Origin of the sequence: Microbacterium sp. Nx66 (genome assembly GCF_904066215.1) — a bacterium.
Taxonomy (GTDB): domain Bacteria; phylum Actinomycetota; class Actinomycetes; order Actinomycetales; family Microbacteriaceae; genus Microbacterium; species Microbacterium meiriae.
The window spans coordinates 2,004,613-2,020,898 of sequence record NZ_LR880474.1 but is presented as its reverse complement, the minus strand read 5'-3'; the positions used below and the strand labels follow the sequence as shown (position 1 = coordinate 2,020,898).

At 70.7% G+C, this 16,286-nt stretch carries 15 protein-coding genes and 1 tRNA gene; 10 read left to right on the top strand and 6 right to left on the bottom strand.

All coding sequences use genetic code 11. The annotated features are described in order from the left end of the window. Positions 1-98: 98 nt before the first annotated feature. A tRNA-Ala gene (locus tag MICNX66_RS09615) sits at positions 99-171 on the bottom strand. A 135-nt stretch (positions 172-306) separates the two neighbouring features. Between MICNX66_RS09615 and MICNX66_RS09610 the strand changes: the two genes are divergently transcribed. Genes MICNX66_RS09610 through MICNX66_RS09590 form a run of 5 tightly spaced genes read left to right on the top strand, consistent with a single transcriptional unit; the run spans position 307 to position 4,643 of the window. Next, positions 307-1,374 carry a flavin-containing monooxygenase gene (locus MICNX66_RS09610; RefSeq protein WP_187661688.1) on the top strand — a complete coding sequence of 356 codons (1,068 nt, stop codon included), beginning with the start codon at positions 307-309 and terminating at the stop codon, positions 1,372-1,374. A 42-nt stretch (positions 1,375-1,416) separates the two neighbouring features. Continuing rightward, complete coding sequence (locus MICNX66_RS09605; RefSeq protein WP_187661687.1) at positions 1,417-2,208, top strand: hypothetical protein; 792 nt, start codon at positions 1,417-1,419, stop codon at positions 2,206-2,208. Continuing rightward, positions 2,205-2,732 carry a DUF3592 domain-containing protein gene (locus MICNX66_RS09600; protein WP_187661686.1) on the top strand — a complete coding sequence of 176 codons (528 nt, stop codon included), beginning with the start codon at positions 2,205-2,207 and terminating at the stop codon, positions 2,730-2,732. The genes MICNX66_RS09605 and MICNX66_RS09600 overlap by 4 nt, the downstream gene beginning before the upstream one ends. A 28-nt stretch (positions 2,733-2,760) precedes the next feature. Beyond that, a complete protein-coding gene (locus MICNX66_RS09595) occupies positions 2,761-3,417 on the top strand; it encodes an SDR family oxidoreductase (protein WP_187661685.1) in 657 nt (218 codons plus the stop codon). A 5-nt stretch (positions 3,418-3,422) separates the two neighbouring features. Next, positions 3,423-4,643: a glycoside hydrolase family 3 N-terminal domain-containing protein gene (locus MICNX66_RS09590; protein ID WP_232089035.1), complete on the top strand. Its 1,221-nt coding sequence runs from the start codon at positions 3,423-3,425 to the stop codon at positions 4,641-4,643. Between the two features lie 3 nt (positions 4,644-4,646). Here the strand turns inward: MICNX66_RS09590 and MICNX66_RS09585 are convergent, their stop codons facing one another. Genes MICNX66_RS09585 through MICNX66_RS09575 form a run of 3 tightly spaced genes read right to left on the bottom strand, consistent with a single transcriptional unit; the run spans position 4,647 to position 7,213 of the window. Continuing rightward, the gene (locus MICNX66_RS09585; protein ID WP_187661684.1) at positions 4,647-5,510 is read right to left on the bottom strand and encodes a 3-methyladenine DNA glycosylase; all 864 of its coding nucleotides are present in this window, start codon (positions 5,508-5,510) and stop codon (positions 4,647-4,649) included. 1 nt (position 5,511) lies between these two features. Further along, complete coding sequence (locus MICNX66_RS09580; protein WP_187661683.1) at positions 5,512-6,537, bottom strand: App1 family protein; 1,026 nt, start codon at positions 6,535-6,537, stop codon at positions 5,512-5,514. 4 nt (positions 6,538-6,541) lie between these two features. Beyond that, a complete protein-coding gene (locus MICNX66_RS09575) occupies positions 6,542-7,213 on the bottom strand; it encodes a DedA family protein (protein WP_025104953.1) in 672 nt (223 codons plus the stop codon). 41 nt (positions 7,214-7,254) lie between these two features. Between MICNX66_RS09575 and MICNX66_RS09570 the strand changes: the two genes are divergently transcribed. The 3 genes from MICNX66_RS09570 to MICNX66_RS09560 all read left to right on the top strand — a co-directional run bounded on the left by MICNX66_RS09570 (position 7,255) and on the right by MICNX66_RS09560 (position 11,957). Next, positions 7,255-8,577 (top strand): anthranilate synthase component I family protein, encoded by a 1,323-nt coding sequence (locus tag MICNX66_RS09570; protein ID WP_187661682.1) that lies wholly within the window; start codon positions 7,255-7,257, stop codon positions 8,575-8,577. Positions 8,578-8,623: 46 nt separating this feature from the next. Continuing rightward, on the top strand, positions 8,624-11,188 hold the full coding sequence (gene leuS / locus MICNX66_RS09565; protein ID WP_187661681.1) for a leucine--tRNA ligase: 2,565 nt from the start codon (positions 8,624-8,626) through the stop codon (positions 11,186-11,188). A gap of 169 nt (positions 11,189-11,357) precedes the next feature. Further along, positions 11,358-11,957 (top strand): ComEA family DNA-binding protein, encoded by a 600-nt coding sequence (locus tag MICNX66_RS09560; RefSeq protein WP_187661680.1) that lies wholly within the window; start codon positions 11,358-11,360, stop codon positions 11,955-11,957. Between the two features lie 68 nt (positions 11,958-12,025). Here the strand turns inward: MICNX66_RS09560 and MICNX66_RS09555 are convergent, their stop codons facing one another. Together MICNX66_RS09555 and MICNX66_RS09550 are read right to left on the bottom strand one after the other, a co-directional pair. Next, positions 12,026-12,298 carry a hypothetical protein gene (locus tag MICNX66_RS09555; protein WP_187661679.1) on the bottom strand — a complete coding sequence of 91 codons (273 nt, stop codon included), beginning with the start codon at positions 12,296-12,298 and terminating at the stop codon, positions 12,026-12,028. Then, positions 12,299-12,568, bottom strand: a complete 270-nt coding sequence (locus MICNX66_RS09550; RefSeq protein WP_187661678.1) for a hypothetical protein — start codon at positions 12,566-12,568, stop codon at positions 12,299-12,301. A 256-nt stretch (positions 12,569-12,824) separates the two neighbouring features. On the opposite strand from MICNX66_RS09550, the gene MICNX66_RS09545 reads away from it, so the two are divergent. Together MICNX66_RS09545 and holA are read left to right on the top strand one after the other, a co-directional pair. Further along, on the top strand, positions 12,825-15,188 hold the full coding sequence (locus MICNX66_RS09545) for a ComEC/Rec2 family competence protein (RefSeq protein ID WP_232089034.1): 2,364 nt from the start codon (positions 12,825-12,827) through the stop codon (positions 15,186-15,188). A gap of 34 nt (positions 15,189-15,222) precedes the next feature. Further along, positions 15,223-16,260 (top strand): DNA polymerase III subunit delta, encoded by a 1,038-nt coding sequence (holA, locus tag MICNX66_RS09540; protein ID WP_187661677.1) that lies wholly within the window; start codon positions 15,223-15,225, stop codon positions 16,258-16,260. Positions 16,261-16,286 lie beyond the last annotated feature (26 nt).

The following is a 16,286-nucleotide window of genomic DNA, read 5'->3' as shown; positions in this document are numbered from 1 at the left end:
AGGTGGCGCGACTGCCTGATGCGGCGCGAGGGCCTGACCTCGCGGGACGTCACGGGCTCCAGACACACGAAAACCCCCGGCGAACCGAGGGTTTTTCGTGGACCTGAGGGGACTCGAACCCCTGACCCCCTGCATGCCATGCAGGTGCGCTACCAGCTGCGCCACAGGCCCAGACGCTGCTCCGGAGTGCTCCGGGCAACGTGAAAACACTACTACACGAATCCGCATCCGCACCAATCGGCGCGGGCCGCCCGGGCGCGTCGGGACACGCGGAACATCCGGCGGTGCAACGGCGTTCGATCCATCGTGAGCATCTTCGACAGCCTCGTGATCGGCGCCGGCCAGGCCGGGCTGTCCGCGTCCTTCCATCTGCGTCGCCGCGGAATCGAGCACGTCGTGCTGGACGCCGATGCTCGGGCCGGGGGAGCCTGGCAGCACCGGTGGGACGCCCTCACGATGCGCGATGTGCACGGGGTCGCCGAGCTCCCGGGAGACACCGCGCCGCCGCGGGACGAGCGCCCGGCGAACATCGCGGTGCCGGAGTACTTCGCCGCCTACGAGAAGGCCCATGATCTGCCGGTGCTGCGGCCGGTGCACGTCCGTCGAGTCCACGATGACGACGGGGTCCTCGTCGTGGAGGCCGACGAGGGGGAGTGGCGCACCCGCACCCTCGTCAACGCGACCGGGACCTGGACGCAACCCTTCGTCCCTCACTACCCGGGGATGGAGACGTTCCTCGGGGAGCAGTTCCACACCGTGGACTACCCGGGGCCGGTGCACTTCGCGGGCAAGCGGGTCCTGGTCGTCGGCGGCGGTGCGTCCGCGGTGCAGTTCCTCGGCGCCCTTGCCCCCCTCACGGAGACGCTGTGGGTCACCCGTCGCCCTCCCGTCTGGCGCGACGACGACTTCACGCCGGAGGCCGGCGCTGCTGCCGTCGCGCTCGTCGAGAGGCGTGTGGCGGCCGGCCTGCCCCCGGAGAGCGTGGTCAGTGTGACGGGTCTCATGCTGCGCCCCCAGGAACGGGAGGCGGAGCGTCTCGGAGCGTATGCCCACCGTCGCCCGCTCTTCCAGCGCATCGAGCCCGACGGCGTGCGGTGGGCCGACGGATCGTTCGAACGCGTGGACGTGATCCTGTGGGCGACGGGGTTCCGACCCGCGATCGGTCACCTCGCCCCGCTCCACCTGCGCAGTGCCGCCGGCGGGATCCAGCTCGACCGCGGGGGTCGAGGCACGACGGCGGTGGCGGATCCCCGGGTGCAGCTCGTCGGCTACGGTCCCTCCGCGAGCACCATCGGCGCGAACCGGGCGGGGCGAGCCGCTGCGGCCGGCGTCGTCCGCGCCCTCGAGGGAGTGGGGACCCCGGTCTCGTCCTGACCGGTTCGTCCAGGGGCGGCTCCTATGGATACGCTGGGAGGCATGCTGCGCATCGTCCTGACCGTCGTCTGGCTGCTGCTGTCCGCGTGGCTCGTGGTGTGGGTGGGTGAAGGCCTGTTCGGGGTGAACCAGCGCGAGTCGATCCTCCCCTTCGCGGGTGAGGACGGCCTGGGCGGACCGATCGTGATCGGCGTCGCCTGGGGCCTGCTGCTCACCTTCGGCGGGTCGATGTCGGGTCTGGCGCGGCGCAAGAAGGTCCGCGGGCCGGTGCAGATCGGCGTCGGCACCGTCGTCGAGATGTCCCGCACTGGGGTGACCGTGAACGATGTGCCTCAGTACGACCTCTTCATCCGGGTCAGCCCGAGCGTCGGCGATGACTTCATCGGACAGCTGCGCATGCTGCTCGATGCCGGTGACGTCGGAGCGCTGCAGGTCGGACAGCCCGTCCCGGTCCGCTACAGCCTCGAGGACCCCGACACGGTCGAGCTCGCCGATCTCAGCGACCCGACCGTCCGTGAGGCGATGCTGCAGTGGCGCATCGACCGCGGCCTCATCGACCCGTCCCAGGTCCGCGCGCGCACGACGGGAACCCAGGTTCCCGCCTCCGTCGTCGAGGTCCGTCCGACCGGGCGGCGTCGCGAGGGGCAGAGCGAGCTCGCGCTGAAGGTGCTGGTGGCCCCGGAGGGCGCGGAGCCATGGGAGGCTGACACCACCGTGTTCGTCTACCCGCAGGCCGTCTCGCGGCTGCAGGTGGGGGCTCCCGTCTGGGCGTTCTACCGCCGGGAGGATCCGCACACGGTCGCCGTCACCATCGAGAAGGAGGCGGCACGATGAACCCCCTGGACACGCTGATGTGGCTGGTGAACTTCCCGGCCGCGCACGGCTATGCGATGGTCTTCATCGCGGCGTTCTCGATCCTCGGGCTGTTCGCGATCTCCGCGCGGGGAACGACGCGCGGCGGGTCCCTGCGCGCCGTCCGCGAACGCGAGGGGCTGCTCCCCGCGGAGAGCCGATCCCGCGGGAACGTCGGCGGCACCGTGGTCCGCCTGGTCTTCCGCGTACTGGCCTTCGTGATGCTCGGCTCTCTCATCGTCGGGATCCTGAGCCTGACCGGTGTCCCGGTGACCCGCGCATACATCTTCGAGAACGGCCGCCCGACGACGGGAACCGTCGACGGGGACTGGGTGACGTTCACGGCGGCGGACGGCACCGAGTACACCCTGGAGAGCGATTTCTTCACTCCTGCCGTGTACCCCGATCGCGACGCGTGGATCCCGACCGGCGCGCCTGTCGTCGTGCGGTATCTGCCGTCGCATCCGCAGGCTTTCGTCATCGACAGCTCGCAGACGCCGGGCTGACGTCGGCGGGGGCGCGTAGGGTGAAGACATGTCGCGCATCCTCGTCTTCGGCGGCCACGGCCGCATCGCTCTGCTGCTCGCCCCGCTCCTCGTCGCCCGAGGACATGAGGTCACGGGCGTGATCCGGAATCCCGATCATGTGTCCGAGGTGGAAGACGGCGGCGCCATCGCGCTCGTCGCCGACATCGAGACCATGGACGTCGACGCCCTCGCCGAGATCATCCGCGGGCACGACGCCGTGGTGTGGTCCGCGGGCGCCGGCGGCGGCAGTCCCGAGCGCACCTACGCGGTCGACCGGGACGCGGCGGTGCGGACGATGGACGCGGCGGAGCGCGCCGGCGTGCGGCGGTACGTCATGGTGTCGTGGATCGGCTCCACGGCCGACCACGGCGTCCCGGAGGACGACTCCTTCTTCCCGTACGCGGACGCGAAGTGGGCTGCCGACGAGCACCTCCGCGCCTCGGGCCTCGACGGGACGATCCTCGGCCCCGGCGCGCTGACCTTCGACGACCCGACCGGGCGGATCCGCATCGACCCCGAGGGGCGCGGCGAGGTCTCCCGTGCCGACGTCGCGGCTGTCATCGTCGCGGCCCTGGAGGACCCCGGAACGATCGGGCGCACGATCCGCTTCGGCAACGGCGACGAGGAGACCTCGGTACCGATCGTCGAGGCGCTCGCGCGCTGAGAGCGATGAACCCGGCTCGTTCGTTCGGGCGCCGCATGCGGCGGGGCCTCGGTGCCGCGACGGCCCTGACCGCGCTGATCACCGCCGTGGGCGCCGGGGCCGCCGCCTCGTCGTCGGCGGCACCGTCCAGACCGCCGGCAGACGTGGTGACCGTGCAGGCCGACGGCGACGGCCTGCGGGATCATGCCGCCGCCCTCGTCGCGGAGATGAGCACCGCGGAGCAGGCCTCGTCCATCGTGATGGGTCACATCGGCGGGACCGACCCCGCGGCGCTTCGCGCCTACATGCAGTCGGGGCTCGGCGGCTTCATCCTCATGGGTGGCAACATCCCGGAGTCCGAGTCGGAACTCCGCGCGCTGACGGCAGCGCTGACGATCGATCCCGCTCTGCCCCCGCTGATCGCGGTGGACCAGGAAGGGGGCATCGTCTCGCGGCTGCCCTGGGACACCTACCCGGCGTCGCCGACTCTGAAGAGTCGCCCGGTCGCCGAGACCGCGGCGGCCTTCGCAGCCCGTGGCGCGCTCGTGGCTCGGGCGGGGATCACGGTCGACTTCGGCACGGTGGCCGACGTCCCCGCCGACCCCGGCTCCTTCATCTTCGGGCGGGCTCTTGGCACCGATCCGCAGAGTGCTGCCGACCGCACCGCCGCCGCGACGAAGGGGCAGGAGCATGTCGTGGCTTCGACGCTCAAGCACTTCCCCGGGCACGGAGCGGCGCCGGGCGACTCGCATCACGCGATCCCGAGTACGGGGATGACGAAGGCCGCGTGGCGAGAAGCGGACGGGCTCCCGTTCGCCGCCGGCATCGAAGCCGGTGCTTCGTTGCTGATGTACGGCCATCTCGCCTACACGGCAGTGGACGCGCGGCCGGCCTCGCTGTCCGCCGAGTGGCATCGCATCGCTCGGGACGAGCTCGGCTTCGACGGGGTGTCCGTCACGGATGACCTCGGCATGCTGCTCTCCTCCGGGGACCCGGCGTATGCCGATCCGGTCGCGAACGGCGTCGCGGCGGTGGCGGCCGGCAATGATCTGGTGCTGATGATCGCGGGCTCCGATGCCCGGACGGCGGGAGAGATGGCTGCGGGAATCGCCGCGGCGGTCGATGCCGGCACTCTGCCCGCCGATCGCCTCGCGGATGCTGCGACGCGCGTGCTCGCGTTGCGCCTGCAGCTTTCCGATACGACGTCGTCGTGGAGTGTCTGCGGCGACTGCGCCCCTGCGGGTTGACCCTCAGGCCGCGGCGCGACCCTCGGGTGCGAGCCAGGCGGCGAGGAGGGAAGAGCGGAGAGCGGCACCGCGTTCCGCGAAGCCGCGCTGGCGTCGGACGTACTCCGCCTTGCCCTCCGGGGTCTCGATGTGTACCGGTTCGACGTCCCAGGCCGAGAGATCGTAGGGGGCCGCCTGCATGTCGAGCAGCCGGATGTCGCGCGCGAGCTCGAACGTGTCCAGCAGCAGTTCGCCGGGAATCAGCGGCCCGAGCTTCATCGCCCACTTGTACAGATCCATGCCGGCGTGCAAGCAGCCGGGCTGTTCGAACAGGGGCTGGTCGTCTCTCGTCAACGCCGTGCGGTTGCGGGGCGCCGCATCCGGGGTGAAGAACCGGAAGGCGTCGAAATGCGTGCAGCGGAGGTCGTGCGCCTCGACCACCGCATCCGTGCCCGCCTGACCGAGCCGAAGGGGTACGGCATGCCGATGCTCCGCGGCGTTGTAGACCATCGCCCACTCGTGCAGCCCGAAGCAGCCGAACTGCCCGGGACGGGAGCCGGTGCGGCGCAGCATGAGGGCCACCAGTCGAGCGAGCTCGGGCTTCTCGGCCGCGAAGCGCTCCGCATCGGGCACGACGCCGTCGGGTGTGTTCCCGGGGACGTACCAGCGCCACGCCGCCCGTTCGGACGCATCCTGCAGCTCCACGCCCGCTCCGGGGTGCCAGCGGCGGAGCTGCGCGGGCTTGTAGCCGTAGTAGGTGAAGAGGAAGTCCCACACGGGGTGCTTCTCGCCGCGCGCGACGCGCTCCCGGTGCGCCGCCGTCAGCGCGTCGGCCCGTTGCCGATGCGCGTCCTCCCGCCGCAGCCAGTCATCACGCGTGAGGATCATGTCACTGCAGGATGCCGGCGTCGCCGAGCTGGTCGCGAAGGCCCGCGCCGTCCTCTGCGCTCACCCACGGCGCCTCGTCCGCATCATGGGACTCCATCTCGGCACGACCGCCGGCGAGCACCGCCTCCGCGGGCAGCAGTCGACGGATCGCGACACCCGCGACGGAATCCGGGTGCTCCTCCTGGAACTGCGTGTAGATGGCCTCGTCATGCTGGCCGTCGTCGCCGATGAGCAGCCACTTCACGTCGGGGAACTCGGTGGCCAGTCGGCGCAGGTTGGTGAGCTTGTGCTCGCGCCCGCTCCGGAACCAGCGATCGTGCGTGGGACCCCAGTCGGTCAGCAGCAGCGAGCCGGCGGGGAAGAGATGCCGGCCGAGGAACCGGGAGAGTGTGGGTGCGACGTTCCAGGCACCCGTGGAGAGGTAGATCATGGGCGCTCCGGGGTGCTGCCGGAGGAGCTGGTCGAGCAGCACGGCCATGCCCGGTACCGGGATGCGCGCGTGCTCGTCGACGACGAACGAGTTCCAGAAGGCGATGAATGGTCGAGGGAGCGCCGTGACCATGACGGTGTCGTCGACGTCGGAGACGACGCCGAACCGCGTGCTCTCCGCGACGATGAAGGCGCGGGCCTCGATGGGCTCCTGCCCTTCGACGGTGATGGTGAAGGTCTGCCAGCCGGGTTCCAGCTCGGCGCGGATGACCGAGTCGATCACGCCGCCGCGGTCGGCGACGACCTGATGAGTGCCGTCTCCGAGGTGCACGCTGACCGAGGCGAAACCCACGGGGATGCCGACGAAGCTGCGCCAGCCGCGGATGCTCGCCGGCTCGCCGTCACGGTTGTTTCGCTGCGGCGGGACGATCAGCACCCGGCCGAGCACGCGCACCCATCCGGGGCCTCCGTAGCCGGGGAAGGGCAGGACAGTGGCGTTGCGACCGCGGCGGCGCGCTCGTCCCTCGCGCCACACGTGCAGACGGTGCTCGAGTCGGGCGAACCAGTGGATCCTGGGCGCCGGGGGTGCGGGGGCCATTGCCTCAGTCTTTCACGTCGGCGTCGGACTCCGCCGCCGGGGCCTCCAGATGACGGGCTTCGAGACGGTGCAGCAGCCTCTTGCCCAGATAGGCGAGGACGAGGAACAGGGCGATGACTCCGACGAACAGGTAGCCCGCGAAGTGCACGCGGTCGACGAGCTCGCGGAAGCTCCCGGCCGCCAGGGAGGTGACGCTCACGTACGCCGAGGCCCAGATGATGCAGGCCGGGGTCGTCCAGGCCAGGAAGCGCCGGTAGGGGTACTCGCTCATCCCCACCGTGAGAGGGACGAGGGAGTGCAGGACCGGGAGGAAGCGGGAGAGGAAGATGGCGATGCCGCCGCGCCGGGCGAGGTAGTTCTCCGCGCGGACCCAGTTGTGCTCGCCGATCCGTCGACCCAGCCAGGAGGCGCGGATGTAGGGGCCCAGCCAGCGGCCGAGCCAGAACCCGATGCTCTCCCCGATCAGGGCGCCGACGACGACGGCCACCCCCATCGCGATGCCCTCCAGGGGAGTGGCGACGCCCATCGAGGCGATGATGACGATGGTGTCGCCCGGGACGATGAGGCCGATGAGGATGCTCGTCTCCAGCATGACGGCGAGACCGGCGACCAGTGTGCGCGTGACCGGATCGATCGACTGCACGGTGTCGAGGAGCCAGAGCAGGAGGTCGTCCACCCCATGAGGATACGGGAGCGGCCCGGTCCTAGGCTGGAAAGGTGCCCGACCGCCTGAGCCCCCGACCGCTGCCGTCCTGGGTGGCGTCGGAGCGTCTGTTCCCGGCGCTCGCGCAGCGGGAGGCGGACGTGTTCTGGCTCGATGCGGGCGCTGACGCCGTCGAGGGATGGAGCTTCCTCGGCACTGGCGTCGCGGAACCGCTGCCCGGGGACGTACGTCTCGACACCGATCCCGTGGAAGCGGGGATGCCGCCGTTACGCGGGGGATGGGTGGGCTGGCGCGACTACGAGAGCGGTGCGGCTCTCGCGGGGGCGCCGGTCGCCGGGGAGGCGGAACCGGACGCTCGGACCTGGCTGCGCGTGACCAGGGCTCTCGCGTTCGACCACGGCGCGCGCCGACTGTGGCTGCTGTCCCCCGAGGGCGAGACCGACGACGAGGGGGAGCGCTGGCTGCAGTCCCTTCTGACCCCACCCCGTGCGGAGGCTCGCGTCCGTGCGGCGGAGGCCCGTCCGGTCGCGGAGGCCCGACACACCCCCGACGCGTACCAGGGGCTCATCGACCGCTGCCGTGACCTCATCCATGCGGGCATCGCCTACCAGCTCTGCCTCACGACGCGGTTCACCGTGCCAGGCACCCACGACCCCGTCGCCGTGTACGAGCGGCTCCGGGCCGCCACACCGGCGCACCATGGCGGTTTCCTGCGCATCGGAGGACGTGCGCTCCTCAGCGCCAGCCCCGAACAGTTCCTCCACGCCAGCGGTGGGGTCATCCGCACCCGTCCCATCAAGGGGACCCGTCCTCGGGGCACCGACGCCGTGACCGATGCCGCGCTCGCCGCAGAGCTCGCCGCGGACCCGAAGGAGCGGGCCGAGAACGTCATGATCGTCGATCTCATGCGCAACGACCTCTCCCGGGTCTGCGTTCCGGGGTCGATCCGCGTCGAAGGCCTCTGGGAAGTCGAGAGCTATCCGGCCGTGCATCAACTCGTGAGCACGGTCAGCGGCACGGCCGCGGAGGGGATCACCGTCGGAGTGCTGCTGGAGGCGGCGTTCCCCGCCGGGAGCATGACCGGGGCCCCGAAGCTGTCGGCCATGACGCAGCTGCACGATCTCGAGGGCGCTCCTCGCGACATCTACGCCGGCTGCTTCGGCTACATCGGCGTGGACGGGGCTCTCGATCTCGCGATGGTCATCCGCAGCATCGTGGTTGACGCGGATGCGGCGTTCGTCGGCGCGGGCGGGGGGATCACCTGGGGTTCGGTGCCGGCGGCCGAGGTGCGTGAGGTCGCCACCAAGGCCAGGGCCCCCCTCGCGGCGCTGGGCGCGGAAATGCCCGCGACCTGGCGTTCCGATATCCTGAACTGATCCCGTTTTTTCCTTCAGATTGGTCGTGCGTTCGTTGTCCGAGAACATGTCCACCGCTCCCGTCGACGAGGAGTTCTCCTCGCCGCACGCCATCCAGGCCAAGTGGCAGAAGTACTGGGCGGAGCACGAGACGTTCCTCACGGGCGGCGACGAGGACACCCGGCCGCGGCGCTACGTGCTGGCCATGTTCCCGTACCCCTCCGGTGACCTGCACATGGGGCACGCGGAGAACTACCTCTACTCCGACATCGTCGCCCGCTTCTGGCGTCACCGCGGTCACAACGTCCTGAACCCGATCGGATGGGACTCCTTCGGTCTGCCGGCGGAGAACGCCGCGATCCGTCAGGGTGCCGATCCGCGCGAATGGACGTACCAGAACATCGCGCAGCAGAAGGTCGGCTTCCAGCAGTACGGTGTCTCGTTCGACTGGAGCCGGGTGCTGCACACCTCCGACCCGGAGTACTACCGCTGGAACCAGTGGCTGTTCCTGAAGATGTATGAGCGCGGCCTGGCCTACCGCAAGAAGAGCCCGGTGAACTGGTGCCCCAACGACCAGACCGTGCTGGCGAACGAGCAGGTCGTCGATGGGCGCTGCGAGCGCTGCGGCTACGAGGTCGTCAAGAAGAAGCTCACGCAGTGGTACTTCCGCATCACCGACTACGCGGACCGTCTGCTGGACGACCTGAACCAGCTCGAGGGATTCTGGCCGCACAAGGTGCTGCAGATGCAGCGCAACTGGATCGGCCGCTCGGTCGGCGCCGACGTCGACTTCCGCATCGAGGGGCGCGAGGAGCCGGTGACGGTGTTCTCGACGCGCCCCGACACCTTGCACGGTGCGACGTTCTTCGTCGTGGCCCCGGATGGCGACCTGGCCGCGGAGCTCGCCGCCGACGCCGAACCGGAGGTGCGCGAGCGCTTCCAGGCGTACCTGGCCGAGGTGCAGAAGACCACCGATATCGACCGTCAGTCCACCGACCGCCCCAAGACGGGCGTGTTCCTGGGCCGCTACGCCATCAACCCGGTCAACGGCGAGAAGCTCCCGATCTGGGCCGCCGACTACGTGCTGGCCGACTACGGGCACGGCGCCGTCATGGCGGTCCCGGCGCACGACCAGCGTGACCTCGACTTCGCACGCGCGTTCGACCTGCCGGTGAAGGTCGTCGTCGACACCACCGCTCCGGTGACCGGTGCCATGCCGGTCATCGAGGTGGACGAGGACGGCGTCCCGATCGATGCGGATGCCGCGCTCGACGAGCAGAACCCGGCGAAGACCGGTGTCGCGCTCACCGGCGAGGGGCGCATGATCAACTCCGGTCCGCTGAACGGACTGTCGAAGCGCAACGCGATCGCGCGCGCCATCGAGCAGCTGGAGGCCACGGGGACGGGTCGGGCGGCGAAGAACTATCGCCTGCGTGACTGGCTGATCTCGCGTCAGCGCTTCTGGGGGACGCCGATCCCCATGCTGCACGCCGAAGACGGCCGGATCATCCCCGTGCCAGAGGACCGACTGCCCGTGAAACTGCCGAGCGTGGAGGGCCTCGACCTCAAGCCGAAGGGCACCTCGCCGCTGGGCGGCGCGGAGAGCTGGGTGCGCACGACCGATCCCGAGACCGGTGACCCGGTGCTGCGCGACCCCGACACGATGGACACCTTCGTAGACAGCTCCTGGTACTTCCTGCGGTTCCTGTCCCCGAACAGCGACACGCAGGCGTTCGACCCGGCCCAGGCGGCCCGCTGGGCACCGGTGGACTCGTACATCGGCGGCGTCGAGCACGCGATCCTGCATCTGCTCTACGCCCGCTTCATCACGAAGGTCCTCTTCGACATGGGGCTGATCGACTTCACGGAGCCCTTCTCCAACCTGATCAACCAGGGCATGGTTCTGCTCGACGGGCAGAAGATGTCGAAGAGCAAGGGCAACCTGGTGCTGTTCCAGGAGGAGCTCGACGCCCACGGCGCCGACGCCCTGCGCGTCGGGCTGGCCTTCGCCGGTCCGGTGGAGGACGACAAGGACTGGGCCGACGTCTCGATGACCGGTGCGCAGAAGTTCCTGTCGCGCGCCCTGCGTGTCGCCCACGAGGTCGCCAGCCCGGTCGACGTCGTCTTCGACGGGGGCGACGCGGCGCTGCGCCGCGCGACGCACAAGCTGCTCGCCGAAGCGCCCGCGCTGGTCGAGCAGACGAAGTTCAACGTGCTCGTCGCCCGTCTGATGGAGCTGGTCAACGTGACCCGGAAGACGATCGACGGCGCTGCCGGTGCTGCCGACCCCGCCGTCCGTGAGGCGGCGGAGACCATCGCCGTCATGCTCGACCTCATCGCCCCGCACACCGCGGAGGAGATGTGGGAGATCCTCGGGCACGAGCCGTCCGTCGGACTCGTGTCGTGGCGCTCCGCCGATCCGGCGCTCCTCGTCGAGGACACCGTCACCGCGGTCGTGCAGATCGGCGGCAAGGTGCGCGCGCAGCTCGAGGTGCCGGCACGCATCGGCGAGGCCGAGCTCGAGGCGCTGGCACGAGCCGATGAGCGCGTCATCCGGTCGATCGGTGATCGCGAGATCGTCAAGGTCGTCGTGCGGGCCCCGAAGATCGTCAGCATCGTCGTCAAGGGCTGAGTCCTCGGCGTGCTCCGCGGTTCCGCCTACCCCGGCGCGAAGGGATGATGCCCGGATCACGTCGCGACCGGGAACGGCCGTCCTCCACGACGAGTCCCATCTGAGCGTCTCTCCACGGTCGCTGTGTCCGGAGCCGGGAGGCGGTGGACGCGACGCATAGGGTGACTGGATGACCTCGTCGCCGCCTCCACCTCCTCCGCCCCGTCGGAGGCTCCGCCTCGGGCTCGGCGCGGCGGTCGTGCTGGCGATCATCGCGCTTTCCACGGCCGTCGGCCTCGGGCTGTTGCAGGGCCGACCGTCGTCCGTCGAGGCCGTTCCGCTCGCGGAGAGCTCGGCGTCGGTCGAGTCCGCGCCCGCGGAGATCTACGTGCATGTGCTCGGGGCGGTCGAGCGCCCGGGTCTGTACGTGTTGCGAACCGACTCCCGGGTCGTCGATGCTCTCGCGGCCGCCGGCGGGTCGACGGATGCCGCCGACCTCGCGGGGGTCAACCTCGCCCGACGGGTCGAGGACGGGGAGCAGATCCTCGTGCCGGTCGTGGGTGCCGTCGCCGACCCCTCGGCCGGGCCTCCCGGTGATGGCGCCGTCGACCTGAACACCGCGGATGAGGCAGCTCTGGAAGAGCTTCCGGGAATCGGGCCGGCGCTTGCCGAGCGCATCGTCGCGTGGCGCGAGGAGAATGGTCGGTTCCGCACGGTGGACGACCTCCTGGCGGTACCGGGGATCGGGGAGAAGGTCTTGGAGGGGCTGCGCGACGGGGTACGCGTGTGACGAGCGTCACGCCTCGGGCGCCGCTGCCATGGTCCCGGAGTGCGCAGGGGCGAGAGAGGAGCGTCGCGCTACGGCTGCTTGCCAGCGTCCGGTCCGTGGGCAGCCTCGAAGGCACGCACCTTGCGGCGGTAGTCGAACCAGAGCTTCACTCCGTACGACGCCAGCGCCAACGGTAGGAGGAAGGCGATCCAGTTGACAACGTCGGCGACGTCATGGATGCCTACGCCCCGGAGTGCCGCGACTGCGCCCCAGCCGATCATCATGAAGAGAGCGGTCAGACGCAAGCGTCCGAGAGCGAGGCGCTGCTGGATCAGGGACGGTGCGGGGTCAGGCGCAGCCATCTATTTCCCCGGACCGCTGCCCGCATCGGAGAGTTCCCGTCTCCGCCGCTTTTGATCTCGAATCACGGGGATGAACACACCGAGGCCGAACGTGAGTCCGAGGAAGACGGTAGGGATCCATCGTCCGGTGAGGTCGGCGACAAGAAATGCTGCGCCGATTGTCAGTGCGAGCCACCCCACTGCGAAGAGCGTGATCAGCCATCCCCGACGGCTGAGCTTGCGCTCCGCTACAGGGAGTTCGTCCGGAGAATCCCCCAGAGATTCAGTCATGCGCGAAGCATAGCGGTGTCGTCGTGAACCCCACGATACGCCTGTCTGCCGCAGTCAGGCTGATGGAACGGTCGCGCCCGACGCCGACTGTTTCTCCGCCCTCGGAGAGTGCTCCTCCACGTCCTGACCTCGAGAGGTGTTGTCCTCCGCTCGTGCAGCGGCGGTCGCGGCGGGCGGAGTGGGCACCGGCGCGACTCTAGGGTGATCGGATGCATGAGCCGCAGCGATCGTCCCCGGGGTCCGAGCGGGGATCGGCGTGACCCGTGATCTGCGCCTGCTGCCGGTGGCGGTCGGTGCGTGGGGTATGGCCCTGGTCTGCGTTTTCGTGCCGGGAACGGCGGGGTGGTTTGCGGGTGGATGCCTGGCATCCGCGGTGATCATCGGCGCCGTGCTCGCGCTCCGGCGTCCGGCAGCCGCGACGTGGAGCGGCCTGATGATCGTGGTTCTCGCGGCCGGGGCCGCCGTGGCGTTCACCGTGCTCGTACAGTCTGCGGACCGTGACGCCGTGCACGGGTGGGACGGCAGGGTCGTTGAAGCGGTCGGTGAAGTGTCGTCATCGGCGTCCGTGGGGCGGGACGGGCGCCTGTGGATGGACGTGCAGCTGAGCGGCATCGGTGCGCCGGGTGCCGCGGGGCCGGCGGGCGGACCGGTGCGTATCGGGATCGCGGAGGCTGAGGGGTTCGTCCTCGGTGCGGTCGTGCGCGTGACCGGCGAGAGTATGGCGACGGATCCGGGGGAGCGGGCGGAGCTCGTCGTCTTCGTCACCGCGGGAACCGTGGAGCGAGCGGCGCCGGGCGTCTTCGGAATCGCTGCCGACCTGCGACGGTCGTTCGTCGAGCGCGCCACCCGACTCCCGGAGCCCGGTGCGGGGCTCCTTCCGGGGTTGGCCGTGGGCGACACCACCGCCGTGCCCGCCGCGGTCGACGCCGATATGCGTACCAGCGGCCTCAGCCACCTCACCGCCGTATCCGGGGCGAACTGCGCGATCGTCGTCGCTGCGGTCTTCGGGATCGTCGCGTTGTGCGGAGGGGCGCGGGCGTTGCGGGTCGTTTTCGCCGTCGTGGCGCTGGCCGCCTTCGTGGTGCTCGTGACGCCGGAGCCGAGCGTCATCCGGGCCGCCACGATGGCCGCGGCGGGCATGCTGTCGATCCTCGTCGGGCGGCCGAGCGCAGGTGCCGGAATCCTGGCCCTGTGCGTGACCGCCCTCCTCGTGGCCGACCCCTGGCTCGCATCGACACCGGGATTCGCGCTGTCCGCGGTGGCCTCCGGGGCCCTCATCCTCCTCGCCCCGGCGCTGGCGGACGGGATCGCGCGCTGGCTGCCCCGTCCGCTCGCCCTCGCGATCGCGGTGCCTCTGGCGGCGCAGCTCGCGTGCGCGCCCGTGATCGCGCTGTTCGCGGAGCAGCAGTCGCTCGTCTCGGTCGTCGCGAACCTCCTCGCCGAGCCGGCCGCGCCGCTCGCGACGGTGATCGGGCTCCTCGCCTGTCTCGCTGCCCCTGTCCCCGTCGTCGCGGATCTGCTCGCCGCGTCCGCCTGGTTGCCGTCGGCGTGGATCGCGACGGTCGCGCGGGTCACCGCCGGGCTCCCGGGTGCTCAGGTGCTCCTCCCTGCCGGCCTCGGCAGCGCTGCGGTGGTCACGCTGGTGAGCGTCGCGATCGCCGTCGTGTGCTGCCGCGGAGGGCCGCGCGTCCGGGAAGTCGCGCGAACCGACGTCGTGACGGCGTCGGTTCGCGCGGGACGGGCCTGGACGCCCGGCGCTGTGCTCCCCGCCGCTCGACGCGTGGCGGCCGGCGTTCTCATCGTCGTCGCGTCCGTCGGCGCCTCCCGTGCGTTGATCGACGGTCCGCTCGCCTCGCTCGTGACGCCCCACGGGTGGGCGATCGCTGCGTGCGACGTGGGCCAGGGCGATGCGGTCCTGGTGCGTTCGCAGGACGCCGTGGCCCTCATCGACACGGGACCGGACCCGACGGCGCTCGACGCCTGTCTGCGCTCGCTGAGCATCGACCACATCGACCTCCTCGTGCTCACACACTTCGACGCGGACCACATCGGAGGCGCGACGGCACTCGAAGGCAAAGTGGGCACGGTGCTGCATGGACCACCTGCCGATGCCGCCGATGCGCGTGCGCTCGACGGCCTGGCCCGAGCGGGCGGAGCCCTCCGGCCGGTCGACGCCGGGGACCGGGGCGCGCTGGGCGGAGCGGCATGGCGGGTGCTCTGGCCGTTGCCGCACAGTGCCGCCTTCCCGCCAGGGAACGACGCGAGCGTCGTCACCGAATTCGTCGGGGGAGGAGTGCCCCGAGCGCTCTTCCTGGGTGACCTCTCCGCTGCCCCGCAGCGCGCGCTGCTCCGGAGCACGCCGCTGACGGGATACGACGTGGTGAAGGTCGCCCACCACGGCAGCGCCGACCAGGAACCCGCCCTCTACGACGCTGTGCAGCCGAGGGTCGCGCTCATCACGGTCGGCGCCGACAATGACTACGGGCACCCGCGTCGGGAGACCCTGGATCTCCTGTCGGCTCTCGGGACGCAGGTCTACCGCACCGATCGCGACGGCCGCACCCTGCTCGCCGTCGAGGACGATGTCCTCCGCGTCTGGACCGACGTCGCGCCGCCCTGAGTCGGGTGTCCGACACCGCCGGTAGGCTGGTCCCATGGCAGCCTCCCGTCCTCCCTCCCGTGGCGGCGCGAAGGCCACGAAGATCCCGCAGGTGTCCTGGCGGGAGCCGCATCCCGCGCCGCTGGTGCTCGTCTCGGGCCCGGAGGAGGTCTGCGCCGAGCGCGCGATTGCCGGGGTGCGCGACTACCTCCGTGCCGAGGACCCGGCACTCGAGGTCAGCGACGTCCGTGCCGACGACTATGCTCCCGGCACACTGCTCTCCCTCACCTCACCGTCCCTGTTCGGTGAGCCGCGACTGGTCCGCGTGTCCGGCGTGGAGAAGTGCTCCGACGCGTTCCTCCATGAGGCCATCGGGTATTTGGAGAACCCGCAGGAGGGCGCGACCGTCGTGCTCCGGCACACGGGCGCAAGTGTCCGCGGGAAGAAGCTCCTCGACGCCCTCCGCGCGGGGACCGGCGGTGGGATCGAGATCGCCTGCCCCGCCATCAAGCGCGACGGCGACCGGGTCGACTTCGCGGCGGGGGAGTTCAAGGCGGCGAAGAAGCGCATCGCTCCACCTGCGCTCCGGGCGCTCGTCTCGGCCTTCGCCGACGACCTCACCGAGCTCGCGGCCGCCTGCCAGCAGCTGATCGGCGACGTCGAGGGCGACATCACGGAAGAGGTCGTCACCAAGTACTACGGCGGCCGGGTCGAGGTGTCGGCGTTCGTCGTCGCCGACACGGCCATCGCCGGCCGATACGGTGAGGCTCTCGTGGCGCTTCGGCATGCCCTGTCCTCCGGTGCGGACCCGGTGCCGATGGTCGCCGCGTTCGCGATGAAGCTGCGCACGATGGCGCGCGTCGCCGGCAATCGTGAACCCAGCAGGCAGCTCGCCCAGCGCCTCGGGATGAAGGACTGGCAGGTCGACCGCGCGCGTCGCGACCTGGCGGGCTGGAACGAGCGATCCCTCGGGATGGCGATCCAGGCCACCGCGCGCGCCGACGCCGAGGTCAAGGGTGCGGCGCGTGACCCCATCTTCGCGCTCGAGCGGATGGTGACGGTCATCGCCACCCGTGAGCCATTCGGGGGATAAGCCCCTGCGCGAAAGCAGAAAGCCCG

What these genes read in the sequence shown, in the direction of transcription:
- MICNX66_RS09605 (WP_187661687.1), top strand. Translation starts at nt 1,417, where the DNA reads ATGCTGCGCATCGTCCTGACCGTCGTCTGGCTGCTGCTGTCCGCGTGG.
- MICNX66_RS09600 (WP_187661686.1), top strand. Translation starts at nt 2,205, where the DNA reads ATGAACCCCCTGGACACGCTGATGTGGCTGGTGAACTTCCCGGCCGCG.
- MICNX66_RS09595 (WP_187661685.1), top strand. Translation starts at nt 2,761, where the DNA reads ATGTCGCGCATCCTCGTCTTCGGCGGCCACGGCCGCATCGCTCTGCTG.
- MICNX66_RS09590 (WP_232089035.1), top strand. Translation starts at nt 3,423, where the DNA reads ATGAACCCGGCTCGTTCGTTCGGGCGCCGCATGCGGCGGGGCCTCGGT.
- MICNX66_RS09585 (WP_187661684.1), bottom strand. Translation starts at nt 5,510, where the DNA reads ATGATCCTCACGCGTGATGACTGGCTGCGGCGGGAGGACGCGCATCGG.
- MICNX66_RS09580 (WP_187661683.1), bottom strand. Translation starts at nt 6,537, where the DNA reads ATGGCCCCCGCACCCCCGGCGCCCAGGATCCACTGGTTCGCCCGACTC.
- leuS (WP_187661681.1), top strand. Translation starts at nt 8,624, where the DNA reads ATGTCCACCGCTCCCGTCGACGAGGAGTTCTCCTCGCCGCACGCCATC.
- MICNX66_RS09560 (WP_187661680.1), top strand. Translation starts at nt 11,358, where the DNA reads ATGACCTCGTCGCCGCCTCCACCTCCTCCGCCCCGTCGGAGGCTCCGC.
- MICNX66_RS09555 (WP_187661679.1), bottom strand. Translation starts at nt 12,298, where the DNA reads ATGGCTGCGCCTGACCCCGCACCGTCCCTGATCCAGCAGCGCCTCGCT.
- MICNX66_RS09550 (WP_187661678.1), bottom strand. Translation starts at nt 12,568, where the DNA reads ATGACTGAATCTCTGGGGGATTCTCCGGACGAACTCCCTGTAGCGGAG.
- holA (WP_187661677.1), top strand. Translation starts at nt 15,223, where the DNA reads ATGGCAGCCTCCCGTCCTCCCTCCCGTGGCGGCGCGAAGGCCACGAAG.